Origin of the sequence: Stenotrophomonas sp. As-7, from assembly GCF_030291015.1 — a bacterium.
Classification (GTDB): Bacteria; Pseudomonadota; Gammaproteobacteria; order Xanthomonadales; family Xanthomonadaceae; genus Stenotrophomonas; species Stenotrophomonas lactitubi.
The window spans coordinates 1,100,914-1,118,140 of record NZ_CP127405.1; the positions used below are offsets into that span (position 1 = coordinate 1,100,914).

Here is a 17,227-nt window from a genome sequence, read left to right on the forward strand (position 1 = left end):
TGGGTGCCGACCCTGGTCGGCACGCCCGTCACCAGACCGTGATCGTTTCGCCGCTCTGGATGCCTTCCACCGCGCGCTGGAAGGCCAGCGCCGCGCGCTGTGCGGTGACTGCTTCAAAGCCGGGGAAGTACGGAGCGTAGGCCTCCATCGATTCCACCAGCACGTTCGGGCTGACCACGTTGATGCGCAGCCCGCGCGGCAGCAGTTCCAGCGCCGCCGCGCGCACGAAACCTTCCAGTGCATGGTTGACGGCGGTGGCGTTGGCACCATCGCGGATTGGCTGCGCGCTGACGATGCCACTGGTCAGGGTGATCGAGCCCCCCGCGTTGAGATGGTGCTGCGCGGCCAGTGCAAGGCGCACCTGACCGAGCAGTTTGTCCTGCAGGCCGACGTTGAACTGTTCGGGTGTCATCTGCTGCAGGGGGCCGAAATGCAGCTTGCCGGTGGTGGAGATCACTGCATCGACCGGGCCGGTCTGCGCGAACAGCTCGCGCACGCTGGCGTCGTCGGTGAGGTCCACGCGCAGGCTGCCGCTGCGGCGGCCGGCTGCGAGGATCTCGTGCTGCTGGCCCAGGTGGCGGGCAACGGCCTGGCCGAGGGTGCCGCTGGCACCGACGAGAAGAATCTTCATGACAGTTCCTTGCGAGAGGGGATGGACGCAGTCTGCGCCGTCGCTGGCTGGTTTGGTAAGGGGCGTATGATTCGCATATTCCTAACCATGGGTTTGTAATGGATACCTTGCGCTGCATGCAGGCCTTCGTCGCCGTGGCCGAGCACGGCAGTTTTTCCGCTGCGGCCAGCCAGCTGCAGGTCTCGGCGGTGATGGTCGGCAAGTACATCCAGCAGCTGGAAGCGCATCTGGGCACCGCGCTGCTGCAGCGGAACACCCGGCGCCAACGCCTGACCGAAGCCGGCAATGCCTATCTGGCCGGTTGCCGGCAGGTGCTGGAACAGGTGCAGCAGGCCGAGGCCGACGTGGCCGGGCTGCAGGTGCAGCCGCGCGGGCTGTTGCGGGTCAGTGCGCCGACCACCTGGGGCAGTTGTGTCCTGGCGCCATTGCTGGCCGAGCTGCTGCGGGCACAGCCGCTGCTGAACCTCGAACTGGACCTGAGCAATCGCCGCATCGATCTGATCGAGGATGGTTTCGATGCAGCGATACGCGTCGGTCCGCTGCCGTCGCAGGAACTGGTGGCGCGGCCGCTGCCGCCGTATGCGATGAGCCTGTGCGCATCACCGTCGTACCTGCGCCGCCGCGGTACGCCGCGCACGCCGGCCGATCTTGAAGGACATGATTGCCTGAGCCACCTGGCCTGGCGCGGTGGTCACGGTTGGCAGTTGGCCAACGGCGAACAGGTGGACTGGGAAGCACGGTTGACCAGCAATGACGGTTACGCGCTGCGCGAAGCAGCCGTGGCGGGTGCGGGCCTGGTGCTGCAGCCGACGGCGCTGCTTGCTGGTGAAATCGCGGCAGGACGATTGAAGCCCCTGCTGCGTGACCATCTGCCCGAGCCACGGCCGATGCACCTGATCTACCTCCCCGACCGTCGCCCACGACCGCGTCTGCAGTGTTTCGTCGATTTCGTCATGGCCAAGTTGGGCACGTAGATCCACGCCGCGCGTGGATGGCGGCGGGTGCCGACCGTTGGTCGGCATACCTGTTTCAATCATTCGCTGCAGAGAGCTCCCGCCCACGCACCTGCGCTGCACGTAGTGCTTTTCCCACCAACGCTTCAAACCCGCCGGCCTGGAAGCTCTCGATCGCCGCCTGCGTGGTGCCGTTGGGCGAGGTCACCCGGCGACGCAGTTCGGCTGGGCTTTCACCGGCTTCGTCCAGCATGCGCGAGGCGCCCAGCAGCGTCTGCACCACCAGCGTGCGCGCCGCCTCTGCAGGCAGGCCCTGTGCGATACCCGCCGCTTCCATCGCTTCGGCCAGCAGGAACACATAGGCCGGGCCACTGCCGGATACGGCAGTGACCGAATCCATCTGTGCTTCATCGTCGATCCACACCGTGCGTCCCGCGCTGGCCAACACACGTTCGGCCTGCGCATGCTGCTGCGCATCCACCGACGGCGTGGCATACAGACCGGTGACCCCGGCACCGAGCAGCGCCGGCGTGTTGGGCATCGCGCGCACCACCGGCAGCGAGCCACCCAACCAGCGCTGCAGCTGCGGGCTGGTGATGCCGGCGGCGATCGAGATCACCAAGGGCTTCTGCGCCTGCGCCAGTACCTGCAGTGACTGGCAGACATCGCGCAGCACCTGCGGCTTCACTGCCAGCAGCCACGTATCGCCGTGTGCTGCGGCGTCGGCCGCGTTGTCATGGGTCTGCACGCCGAAATCGGCAGCCAGTGCTTCCCGCAGTCCGGCCACCGGCTCGGCCACGTGGATATGCGTGGCCGGCACGCCCTGCCGGATCAGGCCGGCGATCAGGCTGCGTGCCATGTTGCCGCCGCCGATGAAGGTGATGGAATCAGCTGCCATGAGAATCTCCTTGGAATCAGGCCGGGCGCGGACGCGCGCCGAACAGGGCGGTGCCGATGCGCACCAGGGTGGCACCTTCGGCAATGGCTTCAGCGTAGTCGCTGCTCATACCCATCGACAGGGTGTCCACTTGGGGATGACGGGCCGCCAGTGCCTCGAAAAGTGTGCGCATGCGCACGAACGCATCGCGTCGGCGCTCGGCCTCGGGCCACGGCGCAGGAATCGCCATCAGGCCGCGCAACCGCAGGTTGGGTTCGGCGAGGATGGCCGCGGCCAGCGCCTCGACGTCCTCCGGCACACAACCGTGCTTGCTCGATTCGTCATCGATGTTGACCTGGATGAGCACGTTCAGCGGGCCGCGTTCAGCGGGGCGGTAGCGGGCCAGGGCGGTGACCAGCTTGGGCCGGTCCACGCTCTGCACCCAGTCGAAGTGCATGGCCACCGGTTCGGCCTTGTTCGACTGCAGGTGGCCGATCAGGTGCCATTCCAGCCCCAGACGCTGCAGCTCCTGCATCTTGGCCAACGCCTCCTGCACGTAGTTCTCGCCGAAGGCGGTCTGGCCCTGCGCGGCAAGGGCCGCGACGGCCTCGGCCGGCTGGGTCTTGGACACCGCCAGCAGGCGCGGCGGTGGCCGCCCGGCGGCATCGGCGGCGTTGTGCAGGTTGCTCAGGATCTGGGGCAGGGGAGTGGCCACGTAACGCGTTCCGTTCAATCAGGAGGCTATACTGCCGCCCGGGGAAAGATCCTTCCAGTCGAAGCCGTTATTGGGGAGTAGCCGCTCATGGATATCGCCGAGCTGTTGGCGTTTTCCGTAAAGAACAAAGCGTCCGACCTGCATCTGTCCGCAGGCCTGCCGCCGATGATCCGCGTGGACGGCGACGTTCGCCGGATCAACATTCCAGCCCTGGACCACAAGCAGGTCCATGCGCTGGTGTACGACATCATGTCCGACAAGCAGCGCCGCGATTACGAGGAATTCCTCGAAGTCGACTTCTCCTTCGAGATCCCGTCGCTGGCGCGCTTCCGTGTCAATGCGTTCAACCAGAACCGCGGCGCCGGTGCGGTATTCCGTACCATTCCGTCCGAAGTGCTGACCCTGGAAGACCTGGCCTGCCCGCCGCTGTTCCGCGAGGTGATCCAGCAGCCGCAGGGGCTGATCCTGGTGACCGGCCCGACCGGTTCGGGCAAGTCGACCACGCTGGCGGCGATGATCGACTACATCAACAAGAACGAATACGGCCACATCCTCACTGTCGAGGATCCGATCGAATTCGTGCACACCTCGCAGAAGTGCCTGATCAACCAGCGCGAAGTGCATCGCGATACGCATGGTTTCAACGAGGCGCTGCGCTCGGCGCTGCGTGAGGACCCGGACATCATCCTGGTCGGCGAACTGCGTGACCTGGAAACCATCCGCCTGGCGCTGACCGCCGCGGAAACCGGCCACCTGGTGTTCGGCACCCTGCATACCAGTTCGGCGGCCAAAACCATCGACCGCATCATCGACGTGTTCCCGGCCGGCGAAAAGCCGATGGTGCGCTCGATGCTGTCCGAATCGCTGCGCGCGGTCATTTCGCAGGCGCTGCTGAAGAAGGTCGGTGGCGGTCGTACTGCTGCGTGGGAAATCATGGTCGGCACCCCGGCCATCCGCAACCTGATCCGCGAAGACAAGGTGGCGCAGATGTATTCGGCCATCCAGACCGGCCAGCAGTACGGCATGATGACCCTGGACCAGCACCTGCAGGACCTGGTCAAGCGCAGCCTGATCACCCGCAACCAGGCCCGCGAATACGCCAAGGACAAGCGTCTGTTCGAGTAAGGCGAGGCAATGACGGGGCAGGGCGCAGCACTACGCCATCGGCCCCGCGCTGTTTCCTCCACCGACCGATTCCTGGTACATGCCCCATTGGGAGCCCGCCGTGAACACCACCGCGACCACCATCGATTTCACTTCGTTCCTCAAGCTGATGGCGCACCAGCGCGCCTCGGACCTGTTCATCACCGCTGGCATGCCGCCGGCGATCAAGGTCAACGGCAAGATCTCGCCGATCACCCAGACTCCGCTGACGCCGCAGCAGAGCCGCGACCTGGTGCTGAACGTGATGACGCCGGCGCAGCGCGAGGAATTCGAAAAGACCCACGAATGCAACTTCGCCATCGGCCTGTCCGGTGTCGGCCGCTTCCGTGTGAGCTGTTTCTACCAGCGCAACCAGGTCGGCATGGTGCTGCGTCGCATCGAGACGCGCATCCCGACCGTGGAAGAGCTGAGCCTGCCGCCGATCATCAAGACGCTGGCGATGACCAAGCGCGGCATCATCCTGTTCGTCGGCGCTACCGGTACCGGTAAATCCACGTCGCTGGCCGCGATGATCGGCTACCGCAACCAGAATTCGACCGGGCACATCATCACCATCGAAGACCCGATCGAATTCGTGCACAAGCACGAGGGCTGCATCATCACCCAGCGCGAAGTCGGCATCGATACCGACAGCTGGGAAGCCGCGCTGAAGAACACCCTGCGCCAGGCCCCGGACGTGATCATGATCGGCGAGGTGCGTACCCGCGAGGGCATGGACCACGCCATCGCCTTCGCTGAAACCGGTCACCTGGTGCTGTGCACCCTGCACGCCAACAATGCCAACCAGGCGATGGACCGCATCGTCAACTTCTTCCCGGAAGATCGCCGCAACCAGCTGCTGATGGATCTGTCGCTGAACCTCAAGGGCGTGGTCGCGCAGCAGTTGATTCCGTCGCCGGATGGCCGCTCGCGCAAGGTCGCGATGGAGATCCTGCTGGGCACGCCGCTGGTGCAGGACTACATCCGCGACGGCGAGATCCACAAGCTGAAGGAGCTGATGAAGGAATCGGTCCAGTTGGGCATGAAGACCTTCGACCAGAGCCTGTTCGAGCTGTACCAGGCCGGTGAGATCAGCTACGAGGACGCACTGCGCTACGCCGATTCGCAGAACGAAGTGCGCCTGCGCATCAAGCTCAGCCAGGGCGGCGATGCCCGCACCCTGTCGCAGGGGCTGGATGGGGTGGAGATTTCCGAGGTCCGGTAACGGCGGCGCCGGCCACCGGCGCCAGTGCGATGGGTGGCTGGACGGCATTCATGAAATCCAGTCATGACCGACTGCCATCCAGGTCGTTCAATCCACCGGCCCTGCAGGCGTATCGTCATCGCTCCCCTACTGGAGCACGACGATGCAGACACGTGAACTCGGCCGCAGCGGCCTGAAAGTCTCCGCCCTGGGCCTGGGCTGCATGGGCCTGAGCCATGGCTACGGTCCCGCCGTCGAGCAGAGCCAGGGCATCGCCCTGCTGCATGCGGCGGTCGAACGCGGCGTGACCTTCTTCGACACCGCCGAAGTCTACGGGCCGTATACCAACGAAGATCTGCTCGGCAAAGCGCTGGCACCGCACCGCGACAAGCTGGTGATCGCCACCAAGTTCGGCTTCAAGGACGCACAGGTCGACACCGGCTTGGACAGTCGCCCGGAGAACATCCGCGCGGTGGCCGAAGCCAGCCTCAAGCGCCTGCGCACGGACCATATCGACCTGTTTTACCAGCACCGTGTGGATCCGAACGTGCCGATCGAGGACGTCGCCGGTACCGTGCGTGACCTGATCGCCGAGGGCAAGGTGCGCCACTTCGGCTTGTCCGAAGCCAGTGCGGCCACGGTGCGTCGCGCCCATGCCGTGCAGCCGGTGGCTGCTGTGCAGAGCGAGTACTCGTTGTGGTGGCGTGAGCCGGAACGCGAACTGCTGCCGGCGCTGCAGGAACTGGGCATCGGCTTCGTCCCGTTCAGTCCGCTGGGTCGCGGCTTCCTGACCGGCGCGATCAACGCCGACACCACCTTCGCCGACAACGATTTCCGCAATACCGTGCCACGTTTCGAAGTGGAAGCACGTCGGGCCAATCAAGCGCTGGTTGATCGCATCACCACGATCGCGGCGGCGCGCGGCGCCACTCCGGCACAGGTCGCGCTGGCCTGGCTGCTGGCGCAGGCGCCGTGGATCGTGCCGATTCCGGGTACGACCAAGGTCCATCGCCTGGAAGAGAATCTGGCCGCCGCCGACCTGCAGTTGTCGCCGGCCGAGCTGGAGCGTATCGCGCAGACGCTGCAGGAGATCGCCATCGTCGGCGAGCGCTACAACGCACAACGTGCGGCACAGGCCAAGGGCTGATCGCAGTGGGTGCGTTCTATGGTGGGTGCGGACTCTCGGCCTGTGGTGGGTGCGGACCGTTGGTCCGCACTCCTCAATCCATCATCGGCCCACGCAGCGCATCAAGCACGGTGCGCATCGCCACGGTGACATGCCGGCGCGACGGGTAGTACGCGTAGTAGCCGTCGAAGTGCGGGCACCAGTCATCCAGTGTTGATTGCAGCTGGCCCTCCTGCAGGGCCGCCTGCACCTGGTCCTCGGGCAGCCAGGCCAGGCCACTGCCAGCCAATGCTGCCGCCCGCGTCATGCCCATGGTGTTGAAGGTCCACTGACCAGAGACGCGGATGCTCAGCTCGTTGCCGTCCTGGCCGAAATCCCACGGCATCAGGCCGCCATGGGTGGGCAGGCGCAGGGTGATGCAGTTGTGCCCGGCCAGATCGTGCGGGTGCACCGGCGCCACGTGCTGGCGGAAGTACGACGGCGCGCCCACCACGCGCATGCGCAGCGGCGGGCTGATCGGCAGCGCCACCATGTCGCGTGCCAGGCGCTCACCGAGACGGATGCCGATGTCATAGCGCTCGGCGACGATGTCGGCCAGGCCGTAATCGGTGGTCAGCTCGACCTTCAGGTCGGGGTACTGCTGCAGCAGCGGCGCCAGCCTTGGCCAGGCCAGGTATTCGGCGGCGTGGCCGGTGGCATTGATGCGGATGGTGCCTGCGGGCCGCTCGCGATATTCGGCCAGTGCAGCCAGTTCGTCTTCGATCTCGGCCAGGCGCGGGGCCAGTGTCTCCAGCAGACGGGCGCCGGCCTCGGTGGTGGCGACGCTGCGGGTGGTGCGGGTCAGCAGGCGCACGCCCAGCCGTTCTTCCAGCCCACGCATGGCATGGCTGAGGGCGGACTGGGACACGCCCAACTGGGCGGCGGCCTTGGTGAAGCTGCCTTCGCGGGCGACGTGGACGAAGGCTTGCAGGTCGTTGAGGTTTTCACGCGGCATGAGGGGATGATACGGCCGGGCTGCGCCCGGCGCCCGTGGTAGTGCCGGCCGCTGGCCGGCAACCTCAACAGCAACAGCCGAAGCAACAGCAACAGCGTGCATTCCGTGGGATGGCAGGGTGGGTCCGGTTGCGGGGGACGCCGTGAATACGTCCCTGTAGGCTTGGCCGCGGCATCCATGCCGCGGACACCCCCGCAACCGGACCCACCCCGCCTTCGACAGGGCTCCGCGACCTGTCGGAATGGCATGGCCTGCTCTTGGTGGGTGTCGACCTTGGTCGACACGTAGATCCACGCCATGCGTGGATGCGTGCCCGGTGGTACCAGCGCTGGTCGGTAAATGCCGATGTCGATTTGTGGTTCCGTGGTTCGTCGAATGGGTACTTTCCAAACAACAGGGAGCAGCACATGAGCACCGACAGCAAACCCAAGGGCCCGGCGTCCTACTTTCCGTCCATCGAGAAGACCTACGGGCAGCCGGTGGCACATTGGTTGGGGCTGCTGGCCAAACGGCCGGGGCTGAAGCACATGGAGCTGGTCAGCTTCCTGAAATCCGAGCACGGACTGGGCCATGGCCATGCAAACGCCCTGGTCGCCCACCACCTGGCCACCCAGCGCTGAGACAACCGCTCCACCGAGCGCAGCGACCCGCTTCTGCTCTTCTTTTCTCTTTACGTGGCTGGACGCGCACGGAAATTGTCCAAGGCCGGGGGAGATGGGTTCGCGGGGGTGTCCGTGGCATGGATGCCGCGGCCAAGCCCCCAAGGACGGGTTCACGGCGCCCCCCGCGAACCCATCTCCCCCGGCCAAGCGCGGCTTTTGCTGTTGATACGCCCAGCCACGAGGGGCTGCGTCGTTCGCCGGAACTCCCAACTGAACGATTTCATCTGCAACTGTCATGCAGATCGTGTCTAATACCGCTCCCCACCCGTAGTGCCCCCACCTGTATGTCCCTCCAATCCCATGGCCCGGCGCCGTGCGACGACGCTGACGGCCACCTGGTCACCGCTGGTCCGCTGACCCCGCCGCCCGATGTTGCCGGCACCCCCGCCGACGAGAAGGCACTGCGCCACTCGGTCGCCGAGGACGTGCAGGGCATGGTGCTGGCGATGCTGGTGGCCTCGCTGGGCCTGGCCATCTTCGCCAAGGGCGGGCTGATGATCGGCGGCATGGCCGGCATGGCCTTCCTGCTGCACTACGCCATGGGCTGGAACTTCGGCCTGGTGTTCGTGCTGGTCAACCTGCCGTTCTACTGGGTGGCCGTGCGCCGCATGGGATGGGAATTCACCCTGAAGACGTTCGCGGCGGTCACCGCCTGCGGCCTGCTGACCGACATCCTGCCGCGCTGGGCCGACTTCTCGCATATCGCGCCGTTGTACTCGGCGCTGGTCGGTGGCGCGCTGTCCGGCCTGGGCATCCTGTTCTTCATCCGCCACCGCGCCAGCCTCGGCGGCATCGGCATCCTGGCGGTGTACCTGCAGCGCACCCGCGGCTGGAGTGCCGGCAAGGTGCAGATGTCCTTCGATGCATGCCTGATGGTGGCCGCATTCTTCGTGCTGTCGCCGTCGAAGGTGATGTACTCGGCCATCGGTGCGGTGGTGCTCAGCCTGGTGCTGATGTTCAACCACCGCCCGGGCCGCTACATGGGCGTCTGACGGCTCAAGGGCAATGCCGGCCAGTCGCCGGCATTAGCGGGGCGATGACTGCAGCCACGGTGGCGCCAGCTTCAGCAGCGTGGCGTGCACCGGGCAGTCCTCGGCATGCGCGCCCGGCAGGTAGCCCAGGCTCATCAGGAACTCGCCGGTGATCTCGCCGCCGGTGAAGCGGAACGTCTTCTTGAACAGCTTTACCCAGTCGGCCTTGCTGCGCGGGTGGTGCGCGTCCAGCCATGCGGCGAAGCTGCCGTGGCTCTGGCGCAGCTGCTGGATCACCTGTGCGTTGTGGATCGCCGCCAGCACCTTCAAGCGGTTGCGGATGATGCCGGGGTCCGACAGCAGGCGCTCGATGTCCTGCTCGGCATAGGCGGCGACGCGATCGACGTCGAAGGCGTCATAGGCCGCGCGGAACCCCTCGCGCTTCTTCAGGATGGTTTCCCAGCTCAGGCCAGCCTGGTTGATCTCCAGCAGCAGGCGCTCGAACAGCTCGCGCTCATCACGCTGCGGGAAACCATATTCGTTGGCGTGGTAGTACTCGTGCACCGGGTGGCCCGGGGCGATGCGGCAGTATCCGCTCATTGCTTTTCCTTCATCCTGCCGAAGTCATGGGAGTGGTGGATGTCAGCCGGTTGGTCGCCCAGCGAAAGATCGGGCCAACGGCTGGGCGCAATGCGTAGCTGGCCGTCGCGAAGCGCCTGGTTCGCCGCCTTGCCATCGTCTTCGCGGAAGTTTACCTCGGCCGCCTCCCGCCACTGGGCGTCCTGCCAGACATGCAGCGCGCACTCCGGCCCCCGGCTGCGGCCCTCCTTGCACAGCAGCACCTCCTGCTGGCCATCGCCATCCAGATCGCGCTGCAGGGCGATGCAGCCGTTGTCTTCCTTCACGCAGTCGCTTGCATCCATATGCTCCAGCACGCTTGTCCACCAGGTGTCCGGCGGCGATGCGCTGCCCTTGGCCAGTGTGATGCGCTGCTTCAGCGTCAGAAGGTCGTAGACACCCGCCTCCACGTAGTCCTCCAGGGTATAGCTGGCACCGGGTTCACCCTTCATCTGCTGGGCGATGATCGCCGTTGCGCGCCGGTCGGCCTGGATGACCGGGTCCTGCTGCAGCGCGCGCAGCGCATCCACGCCGGGGCGCCCGTTGTACTGCCGCAGCTGGCGGCTGTCATTGACCGTCAGTGCGGAGGGATCGGCACGCACACGCTCGGCCAGGCTGCGGGCGGCGATGCGTGCTGGATCCAGCAGCGGCGTATTGCCCAGCACGGCCAAGGCCAGCACGGCCCAGCACATCACCCGGTTCACCGGTTCGATGCCCTGCAGCCAGCGCTCGCTCCGGCGCACCACCGCCAGCGCATAGCCTGCGGCGTAACCGGCGGTGAGCACGCCAACACCCACGCCCCAGAAGCGCTCGATGGTCCAGCCATACTGGCCGATGCGCAGCGCCAGCGAGTACAGCGCCACGCCTGTGTACACTGGCAGCACCAGCAGACTGGCCTCGACCACCCGGCGCAGCATCGTCGGGTAGGGGCGCTCGATGCCGCTGCGCTGATAGACCGCGTTGACCATGCATACCAGCAGCACTGCCAGAGTCAGCAGCTCCTGCGCCTGCGAGCGATAGCCACCTGGCGAGGCCAGGCCTGTCAGCGGCAGTGAAATCACGAACAGCACCGCAATGAACGAAAGCAGCGGCAGCAGCCCGCGGCAAAGTGCGAACAAGACCTGGCGGATGATCTGGATGGCGCGATGCTGGGTACGGCCGATCAGCACGCCGAACCCGGCCAGGGTACCGGTCGCCAGGGCGACGAATGCGCGCTCCCTGAACAGATGATGGAAGAAGTCCACTTTCACGACCGAGAACAGCGCCGCCCACAGCCACAACAGCATCCAGGCCAGGCCGGTGAACACCGCCGCGACCAGCAGGATCAGACCGTTCTGCCACGCCCGCTCGAACAGCGCCGGGTAGTCCGCGCGCCAATGCCCGTGCTGCAGACGGAACTGCCACCATGGCAACAGCACGAAGGTGGCGATGGCCAGGCTGATCGACAGCGGATCGCGCAGGGACGCAACCCAGATGTTTTCGACGCCGGCAAGATTCCAGCCAACCCATGCGGCCAGCGCGATCACCAGCAGCGAGGCCAGCAGGGCGTGCAGCCACAGGCGCCGGTCACGCAGGTGGCCCAGGGTCAGGGCGATGGCCGAAGGCACCGTCAGTACCCAGGCATTCCAGCTGTAGCGGCAGGCCAGATCGTGGAAGGGCCAGTGCGGCGCCAGTTCCTGTGCGGCGTACAAGGCCAGACCCTGCAGCAGCGCGATCAGCACGATCATGCTGCGGGTCGACCAGGGCAGCGGAGCATCCTGTTGCATCGCTCAATCCTCCATGGAATCACACCATCCTAGCCCATCCCTTCGCGCCCGCATCCGGCCGCAGCGGTTAGAATGACGCCCATGCCAGTAACGCCGACTTCCCTCGCCAATCACCTGCTCGTGGCGCTGCCGTCGCTGATCGACGCCACCTTCGCCCGCACCGTTGCGCTGATCTGCCAGCACGACGAGAACGGGGCAATGGGGGTGCTGGTCAACCAGCCGTCCGAGTACACCCTGGGCGAAGTGCTGGCGCAGATGGACATCGCCACCGTCGATGGCGTCCTGCAGGCGCGTCCGGTGCTCAATGGCGGGCCGGTGCATCCCGAACGTGGCTTCGTCATCCATGACGATGCGCGCGCGTGGGATTCCAGCCTCGTCGTCGGTGACGGCCTGTACCTGACCACCTCGCGTGACATCCTCGAGGCGATGGCGCGCGGCGAAGGCCCGGCCAACGCCGTGGTCACCCTGGGCTGCGCGGGCTGGAGTGCCGGCCAGCTGGAAAGCGAACTGTCCGAAAACAGCTGGCTGACCGTGCCGGCCGACGCCGAGCTGGTGTTCCAGCTGCCGCTGGAACAGCGCTGGCAGGGTGCCGCCTCGCGCATTGGCGTCGATCTGTTCCGGCTGACCGATTACAGCGGCCATGTCTGAGCCGGCCCTCATCCGCCGCGATGGCACCGTGCTCGGCTTCGATGTCGGCTCGCGCCGGATCGGTGTGGCGATCGGCAGTGCGTTCGCCGCGCATGCGCGCGCGGTGGCCGTGGTCGATGTGCACGGCAATGGTCCCGACTGGGCGGCGATCGAACGCCTGCTCAAGGAATGGAAGCCCGATGGCCTGGTGGTTGGCGATCCGCTGACCCTGGACGGCCAGGACCAGCCCAACCGCAAGCGCGCGCAGGGCTTTGCCCGCCAGCTGCGGGAACGTTTCAAACTGCCGGTGGTGATGATCGACGAGCGTTCCAGCTCGGTCGAGGCCGCCCGCCGCTTCGCCGTCGAGCGCGCCGAAGGGCGCAAGCGCCGCCGCGATGCGGCCGCCCTCGATGCCGTGGCCGCGGCGGTGATCATCGACCGCTGGTTGTCGTCGCCGGACGACGCCATTCCCATTCCCTGACGATACGAACCCCGCCATGACCGCCCAGCAACTCGATGACTCCGGCCGCCTGCGCCACCTGTTGACGCTTGAAGGTCTTCCCCGCGACACCCTGGTGCAGCTGCTCGACCGCGCCGGCCAGATCCGCGATGCCGCGGTCGGCCGTGTCGGCAACAAGCGCCACGTGCTGGGCGGATCGGCGGTGTGCACCTTGTTCTTCGAACCCTCCACCCGTACCCGCAGCTCGTTCCATCTGGCGGCGCAGCGGTTGGGTGCGGACGTGCTCAACTTCGACGCCTCCACCTCGTCCACGCGCAAGGGCGAAACCGCGTGCGACACGCTGAAGAACCTGGAAGCGATGGGCGTGCGTGGTTTCGTCGTACGCCACCCGGATGACGGCGCCGTGGCCGCGCTGGCCGCCGTGGCGGGCGAGGGCACCGCGCTGATCAATGCCGGCGACGGCCGCAGCTCGCACCCGACCCAGGGCCTGCTGGACATGCTGACCCTGCGCCAGGCCAAGGGCCCGGACTTCTCGAAGATGAAGGTGGTGATCGTCGGTGACGTCAAGCACTCGCGCGTGGCCCGCACCGACCTGCATGCGCTGCGTACGCTGGGCGTGGGCGAGATCCGCGTGTGCGGCCCGCAGTCGCTGCTGCCGGACGACGACACCCTGAAGGGCTGTGTGGTCGGTGATGATTTCGACGCGATGCTGGAAGGCGTCGACGCGCTGATGATGCTGCGCCTGCAGCGCGAGCGCATGGAAGAGGGGCTGGTGCCGTCGCTGGAGCAGTATCACGCACAGTACGGGCTGAACACCGAACGCCTGGCCCGCGCCGGCAAGGACGCAGCCGTGCTGCATCCGGGCCCGATCAACCGCGGCGTGGAAGTGACCGACGACGTGGCCGACGGCCCGCAGTCGTGGGTGCTGCGCCAGGTCGCCAACGGCGTCGCCGTACGCATGGCCGTGCTGGAAACCCTGCTGGGTTGATTGCCGGTGGGTGCCAACCTTGGTTGGCACTGGCCCCGCTCTGGTAGATGCCAACCTTGGTTGGCACGTGCACTGCTTTGGTAGATGCCAACCTTGGTTGGCACTATCCGTCCGTGAATGCCTCCGGCCAATCACCCAAGGCCTCCAGCTCCCACTCGCACCATGCGTGCGGATACTGACCGAGCTGCGTCGCCAGACCCGCCCTGATCGGATTGCCCATCAGGTACAGCGCATGCCGGTACAACGATTCGTCCGAGCGGATCGCATGATCGTGGTAGCAGGCCTGCCAGAAACGCCCGACCCTTCCCAACAACCGGTTTGCCTGCTGCGCCGTGCGCGATTTGAAGCGCTTCATGACGGTTTCCAATGTTCCTGCACGCAATTCGAACAGCCAGTGGATGTGATCGGGCATGACTACGTAGGCGATCGAGCGGGTGAAGCCTTCCTGATCGAGCCTCTGGAATTCCTGGATTGCCAGGGCTGCGGCAGCATCGTTGGCGAACAGGGGCGCGCGGCGATCCACGACGGTAGTGAGGAGGTAGCTGAGGCCGACGCTGGAGCGACGGCCGAGCAGGAGACGGACGTTTTGCATGGCGCAAGCTTGGGTGGACATGCCTGCGACGAACATCGGGGAATGGCTTGATCTTGGGTAGGCCAGTGCCAACCAAGGTTGGCATCTACCAGAACAGTGCCAACCAAGGTTGGCATCTACCAGAACAGTGCCAACCAAGGTTGGCATCTACCAGAGCAGTGCCAACCAAGGTTGGCATCTACCAGAACAGGCGCTCAGCGCTTCTGCTTGAACAACCACGCCCACATCGCCGCGTCGGCGTAGGTGGCATCCCAGGCATTGTGGTTGCCTTCCGCGTACTCGGTATAGCGCACGTCACGCGCGCCTGCGGTCTGGAAGGCGGCATGCAGCCGGCGGTCGTCATCCGGCGGCACCACATCATCCAGCGCGCCGTGGAAGATCCAGATCGGGGTGCGCTGCAACCGTTGCGCGATCACTGCATAGGGATCCGCTTCGTTCGTCACCTGCTCCACGAACAGGGTGGGACGTACCGCACGCGGCGCCAGTACCGCACCGCAGACCGGCACGATCGCGGCGAAGCGCTGCGGGTCATCCAGGGCGATGTTCCAGCTGCCGTAGCCACCCATCGACATCCCGGTCAGGTACTGCCTTGCAGGGTCGGCGCCGAATTCGGCGATTGTTGCATCGAGCGCGGCCACGGCCACACGGTTGTTGCGTCCACTCCATTCTCCACGGCCGGGTACCTGCGGAAACACCGCCAGTGCGGGGAAATCGGCGGCGTGCCGACGCAGGTACGGGCCCAGGCCTGCGTGGGTCTGCTTCACGCCATCGCCGCCGCGCTCGCCGGAACCGTGCAGGAACAGCACCACCGGCAGCGGCCCAGACGCGCGCGCGGTTTCGGCTGGAATGAACACCTGGTAGTAGGCGGTTTCGCCGTCCACCTTCACCGCGCGGGCCTCGAAGTGGCCGCGCGCACCGGGCGGCGTACTGGCGCACCCGGTCATCATCAGCAGGGCCAGCAGTGGCAGCCAGCGCGAGAACGATCGAAGCATGGCGATTCCCATGAGGGAGAGGTCGCTTCGATGGTAGTGTGCTGCGGCCAGCCCGGCATCGTGCGCCGCATCACTGCGGGCGCGGGAAACTGGCGATGATCTGCAGCTGCTCCTGCGCTTCGGCATTGCCGCCTGCGGCTGCGGCCTGCACCTGGGCCATGTCCGGATGCAGCACCACCAGCAGCGGGTTCTCACACACCGGGCACACGTACTCGGTGGCGTCCTCGTCCAGCTCCATCACCATTGCCCGTGAACTGCCTTTCCACTCGCAGGCCGCGCAGGTGTGAGGCTGGTCGCGCCAACCCGGCGCAAAGTAGTTTTCGATCGTCGTTGCCATGGCAATTCCAGTCAGTGCAGCAGGACCATGGTGGCCAGGCCGAGGAAGGTGAAGAAGCCCATCGAATCGGTCACTGCGGTCAGGAAGATGCCGCTGGCCAGCGCCGGATCGAAGCCGAAGCGCTTCAGGCCCAGGGGCACCAGCACGCCGGCCAGTGCCGCGAACAACAGGTTGCAGGTCAGCGCGATGGCGATCACCGCCGAGAGTCCGGGCGAGTGGAACCAGGCGAGCACGATCAGGCCCAGCACCGAGCCGAGCACCACGCCATTGAGCAGGGCGACCCGTACTTCCTTCCACAGCAGCGTGCGTGCGTTGGAACTGCCGACCTGGCCCAGCGCCAGGCCGCGCACCATCAGCGCCAGCACCTGGGTGCCGGCATTGCCGCCGAGCCCGGCGACGATTGGCATCAGCACGGCCAGTGCGACCAGCTTGTCGATGGTGCCTTCGAAGTGGCCGACCACGCTGGAGGCCAGGAACGCGGTGCACAGGTTCACCGACAGCCACATCAGTCGGCGCCGCATCGCGCGCCAGACCGGGCTGAACAGATCCTCGTCCTCATCCAGGCCGGCGGCGCCCAGCGCCTGGTGCTCGGCCTGGCCACGGATGATGTCGACCACGTCATCGATGGTGATGCGGCCGATCAGGATGTTGTTGTCATCGACCACCGGCGCGGAGATCCAGTCATGGTCGGAGAACTGCCGCGCCACTTCCTGGTCGCTCTCGCCGACATCGATGGCAGGCTGTTCATCGTCGATCAGGCGGTTGATCGGGGTGGTGTCTTCATGGGTCACCAGCGAGGCCAATGACACGCGGCCCAGGTACTGATGGCGGCGGCTGACCACGAACAGGTGATCGGTGTGGTCGGGCAGCTCGCCGCGCAGGCGCAGGTAGCGCAGCACCACATCGACGTTGACGTCGGCGCGTACCGTCACCACGTCCGGGTTCATCAGGCGGCCGGCGCTGTCCTCGGGGTAGGACAGCACCTGTTCCAGGCGCTCGCGGTTTTCGCGGTCCATCGACTTGAGGACTTCGTCGATGACCGTGTCCGGCAGATCTTCGACCAGATCGGCCAGATCGTCGATGTCGAGGTCTTCGACCGCGGCGATGATCTCGTCCGGGTCCATGTCTGCGAGCAGGCTCTCGCGCACGTCGTCGCCGACGTGGACCAGCACCTCGCCGTCGTCTTCCGGATCGACCAGGCCCCAGACGATCTCGCGTTTGCCCGGTGGCAGCGATTCGAGCAGGTTGCCGATCTCGGCCGGCGCCAGGGTATTGACCAGACGGCGTACCGGGCCCAGCCGACCGCTGTCCAGTGCATCGGACAGCATCCGCAACTGGCGCGCAGTCTTGTCGTGGCGTACAGCCTCAGCCATCGCAGCTCCCGCGGGATAAGAAAAGCCGCGATCCTTGCAAGGATGCGGCAACAGGGGTGTTCAGCGCGTCATTATCGCAAGGGGATGTTTCAGCGCATACCCCGCTGGCCTGCGGCCACCGGGGCCCACACATTCCGCCGGGCATGGCCCGGCGCTACCAAGGGTGGCACGCGGCGGTAGCGCCGGGCCATGCCCGGC

19 protein-coding genes are annotated in these 17,227 nt (G+C 66.2%); 9 read left to right on the plus strand and 10 right to left on the minus strand.

The genetic code is table 11. From position 1 onward, the window contains the following. Nucleotides 1-28: 28 nt before the first annotated feature. On the minus strand, nucleotides 29-631 hold the full coding sequence (locus QP457_RS05095) for a short chain dehydrogenase (protein WP_205405056.1): 603 nt from the start codon (nucleotides 629-631) through the stop codon (nucleotides 29-31). A 98-nt stretch (nucleotides 632-729) separates the two neighbouring features. Between QP457_RS05095 and QP457_RS05100 the strand changes: the two genes are divergently transcribed. Further along, nucleotides 730-1,605, plus strand: a complete 876-nt coding sequence (locus QP457_RS05100; RefSeq protein ID WP_180163775.1) for a LysR family transcriptional regulator — start codon at nucleotides 730-732, stop codon at nucleotides 1,603-1,605. A 55-nt stretch (nucleotides 1,606-1,660) separates the two neighbouring features. Here QP457_RS05100 and proC read toward each other — a convergent pair whose 3' ends face one another. Both proC and QP457_RS05110 read right to left on the minus strand, forming a co-directional pair. Then, nucleotides 1,661-2,482 (minus strand): pyrroline-5-carboxylate reductase, encoded by an 822-nt coding sequence (proC, locus tag QP457_RS05105; RefSeq protein WP_205405055.1) that lies wholly within the window; start codon nucleotides 2,480-2,482, stop codon nucleotides 1,661-1,663. Between the two features lie 16 nt (nucleotides 2,483-2,498). Then, nucleotides 2,499-3,176, minus strand: a complete 678-nt coding sequence (locus tag QP457_RS05110; RefSeq protein ID WP_205405054.1) for a YggS family pyridoxal phosphate-dependent enzyme — start codon at nucleotides 3,174-3,176, stop codon at nucleotides 2,499-2,501. 87 nt (nucleotides 3,177-3,263) lie between these two features. On the opposite strand from QP457_RS05110, the gene QP457_RS05115 reads away from it, so the two are divergent. From QP457_RS05115 to QP457_RS05125, 3 genes are all read left to right on the plus strand, one after another. After that, the gene (locus QP457_RS05115; RefSeq protein ID WP_004147099.1) at nucleotides 3,264-4,301 is read left to right on the plus strand and encodes a type IV pilus twitching motility protein PilT; all 1,038 of its coding nucleotides are present in this window, start codon (nucleotides 3,264-3,266) and stop codon (nucleotides 4,299-4,301) included. 79 nt (nucleotides 4,302-4,380) lie between these two features. Further along, nucleotides 4,381-5,544: a PilT/PilU family type 4a pilus ATPase gene (locus tag QP457_RS05120; protein ID WP_049467229.1), complete on the plus strand. Its 1,164-nt coding sequence runs from the start codon at nucleotides 4,381-4,383 to the stop codon at nucleotides 5,542-5,544. 142 nt (nucleotides 5,545-5,686) lie between these two features. Then, the gene (locus QP457_RS05125; protein ID WP_099819251.1) at nucleotides 5,687-6,670 is read left to right on the plus strand and encodes an aldo/keto reductase; all 984 of its coding nucleotides are present in this window, start codon (nucleotides 5,687-5,689) and stop codon (nucleotides 6,668-6,670) included. A gap of 73 nt (nucleotides 6,671-6,743) precedes the next feature. Here the strand turns inward: QP457_RS05125 and QP457_RS05130 are convergent, their stop codons facing one another. After that, nucleotides 6,744-7,643 (minus strand): LysR family transcriptional regulator, encoded by a 900-nt coding sequence (locus tag QP457_RS05130; protein WP_205405053.1) that lies wholly within the window; start codon nucleotides 7,641-7,643, stop codon nucleotides 6,744-6,746. A gap of 407 nt (nucleotides 7,644-8,050) precedes the next feature. Between QP457_RS05130 and QP457_RS05135 the strand changes: the two genes are divergently transcribed. Next, nucleotides 8,051-8,263 (plus strand): DUF4287 domain-containing protein, encoded by a 213-nt coding sequence (locus tag QP457_RS05135; RefSeq protein ID WP_033830520.1) that lies wholly within the window; start codon nucleotides 8,051-8,053, stop codon nucleotides 8,261-8,263. A gap of 326 nt (nucleotides 8,264-8,589) precedes the next feature. After that, nucleotides 8,590-9,297 (plus strand): YitT family protein, encoded by a 708-nt coding sequence (locus QP457_RS05140; RefSeq protein WP_099819252.1) that lies wholly within the window; start codon nucleotides 8,590-8,592, stop codon nucleotides 9,295-9,297. Nucleotides 9,298-9,330: 33 nt separating this feature from the next. On the opposite strand, the gene QP457_RS05145 is transcribed toward QP457_RS05140, so the two are convergent. Together QP457_RS05145 and QP457_RS05150 are read right to left on the minus strand one after the other, a co-directional pair. Further along, nucleotides 9,331-9,876, minus strand: coding sequence for a DNA-3-methyladenine glycosylase I (locus QP457_RS05145; RefSeq protein WP_205405052.1), 546 nt, complete (start codon nucleotides 9,874-9,876; stop codon nucleotides 9,331-9,333). Beyond that, nucleotides 9,873-11,660 (minus strand): DUF4153 domain-containing protein, encoded by a 1,788-nt coding sequence (locus QP457_RS05150; RefSeq protein WP_205405051.1) that lies wholly within the window; start codon nucleotides 11,658-11,660, stop codon nucleotides 9,873-9,875. Before QP457_RS05150 ends, QP457_RS05145 begins: the two co-directional genes overlap by 4 nt. 81 nt (nucleotides 11,661-11,741) lie before the next feature. Between QP457_RS05150 and QP457_RS05155 the strand changes: the two genes are divergently transcribed. Genes QP457_RS05155 through QP457_RS05165 form a run of 3 tightly spaced genes read left to right on the plus strand, consistent with a single transcriptional unit; the run spans nucleotide 11,742 to nucleotide 13,735 of the window. After that, nucleotides 11,742-12,308, plus strand: coding sequence for a YqgE/AlgH family protein (locus tag QP457_RS05155; RefSeq protein ID WP_165376445.1), 567 nt, complete (start codon nucleotides 11,742-11,744; stop codon nucleotides 12,306-12,308). Next, nucleotides 12,301-12,768 (plus strand): Holliday junction resolvase RuvX, encoded by a 468-nt coding sequence (ruvX, locus tag QP457_RS05160; RefSeq protein ID WP_025874031.1) that lies wholly within the window; start codon nucleotides 12,301-12,303, stop codon nucleotides 12,766-12,768. The genes QP457_RS05155 and ruvX overlap by 8 nt, the downstream gene beginning before the upstream one ends. Nucleotides 12,769-12,784: 16 nt before the next feature. After that, entirely contained in the window at nucleotides 12,785-13,735 is a 951-nt protein-coding gene (locus QP457_RS05165; RefSeq protein WP_099819257.1) for an aspartate carbamoyltransferase catalytic subunit, read from the plus strand. 103 nt (nucleotides 13,736-13,838) lie between these two features. Here the strand turns inward: QP457_RS05165 and QP457_RS05170 are convergent, their stop codons facing one another. From QP457_RS05170 to mgtE, 4 genes are all read right to left on the minus strand, one after another. Further along, nucleotides 13,839-14,327 (minus strand): transposase, encoded by a 489-nt coding sequence (locus QP457_RS05170; RefSeq protein WP_205405125.1) that lies wholly within the window; start codon nucleotides 14,325-14,327, stop codon nucleotides 13,839-13,841. Nucleotides 14,328-14,521: 194 nt separating this feature from the next. Beyond that, nucleotides 14,522-15,319 (minus strand): prolyl oligopeptidase family serine peptidase, encoded by a 798-nt coding sequence (locus QP457_RS05175; RefSeq protein ID WP_205405050.1) that lies wholly within the window; start codon nucleotides 15,317-15,319, stop codon nucleotides 14,522-14,524. Between the two features lie 70 nt (nucleotides 15,320-15,389). Then, nucleotides 15,390-15,656: a hypothetical protein gene (locus tag QP457_RS05180; protein WP_089239293.1), complete on the minus strand. Its 267-nt coding sequence runs from the start codon at nucleotides 15,654-15,656 to the stop codon at nucleotides 15,390-15,392. Nucleotides 15,657-15,667: 11 nt separating this feature from the next. Next, nucleotides 15,668-17,029 (minus strand): magnesium transporter, encoded by a 1,362-nt coding sequence (gene mgtE / locus QP457_RS05185; RefSeq protein ID WP_025874026.1) that lies wholly within the window; start codon nucleotides 17,027-17,029, stop codon nucleotides 15,668-15,670. Nucleotides 17,030-17,227: the final 198 nt, after the last annotated feature.

Coding starts and splice junctions, on each gene's coding strand:
- QP457_RS05100 (WP_180163775.1), top strand. CDS start 730: ATGGATACCTTGCGCTGCATGCAGGCCTTCGTCGCCGTGGCCGAGCAC.
- proC (WP_205405055.1), bottom strand. CDS start 2,482: ATGGCAGCTGATTCCATCACCTTCATCGGCGGCGGCAACATGGCACGC.
- QP457_RS05165 (WP_099819257.1), top strand. CDS start 12,785: ATGACCGCCCAGCAACTCGATGACTCCGGCCGCCTGCGCCACCTGTTG.
- QP457_RS05130 (WP_205405053.1), bottom strand. CDS start 7,643: ATGCCGCGTGAAAACCTCAACGACCTGCAAGCCTTCGTCCACGTCGCC.
- QP457_RS05125 (WP_099819251.1), top strand. CDS start 5,687: ATGCAGACACGTGAACTCGGCCGCAGCGGCCTGAAAGTCTCCGCCCTG.
- QP457_RS05175 (WP_205405050.1), bottom strand. CDS start 15,319: ATGCTTCGATCGTTCTCGCGCTGGCTGCCACTGCTGGCCCTGCTGATG.
- QP457_RS05170 (WP_205405125.1), bottom strand. CDS start 14,327: ATGCAAAACGTCCGTCTCCTGCTCGGCCGTCGCTCCAGCGTCGGCCTC.
- QP457_RS05155 (WP_165376445.1), top strand. CDS start 11,742: ATGCCAGTAACGCCGACTTCCCTCGCCAATCACCTGCTCGTGGCGCTG.
- ruvX (WP_025874031.1), top strand. CDS start 12,301: ATGTCTGAGCCGGCCCTCATCCGCCGCGATGGCACCGTGCTCGGCTTC.
- QP457_RS05095 (WP_205405056.1), bottom strand. CDS start 631: ATGAAGATTCTTCTCGTCGGTGCCAGCGGCACCCTCGGCCAGGCCGTT.
- mgtE (WP_025874026.1), bottom strand. CDS start 17,029: ATGGCTGAGGCTGTACGCCACGACAAGACTGCGCGCCAGTTGCGGATG.
- QP457_RS05115 (WP_004147099.1), top strand. CDS start 3,264: ATGGATATCGCCGAGCTGTTGGCGTTTTCCGTAAAGAACAAAGCGTCC.
- QP457_RS05135 (WP_033830520.1), top strand. CDS start 8,051: ATGAGCACCGACAGCAAACCCAAGGGCCCGGCGTCCTACTTTCCGTCC.
- QP457_RS05145 (WP_205405052.1), bottom strand. CDS start 9,876: ATGAGCGGATACTGCCGCATCGCCCCGGGCCACCCGGTGCACGAGTAC.
- QP457_RS05140 (WP_099819252.1), top strand. CDS start 8,590: ATGTCCCTCCAATCCCATGGCCCGGCGCCGTGCGACGACGCTGACGGC.
- QP457_RS05120 (WP_049467229.1), top strand. CDS start 4,381: ATGCCCCATTGGGAGCCCGCCGTGAACACCACCGCGACCACCATCGAT.
- QP457_RS05150 (WP_205405051.1), bottom strand. CDS start 11,660: ATGCAACAGGATGCTCCGCTGCCCTGGTCGACCCGCAGCATGATCGTG.
- QP457_RS05180 (WP_089239293.1), bottom strand. CDS start 15,656: ATGGCAACGACGATCGAAAACTACTTTGCGCCGGGTTGGCGCGACCAG.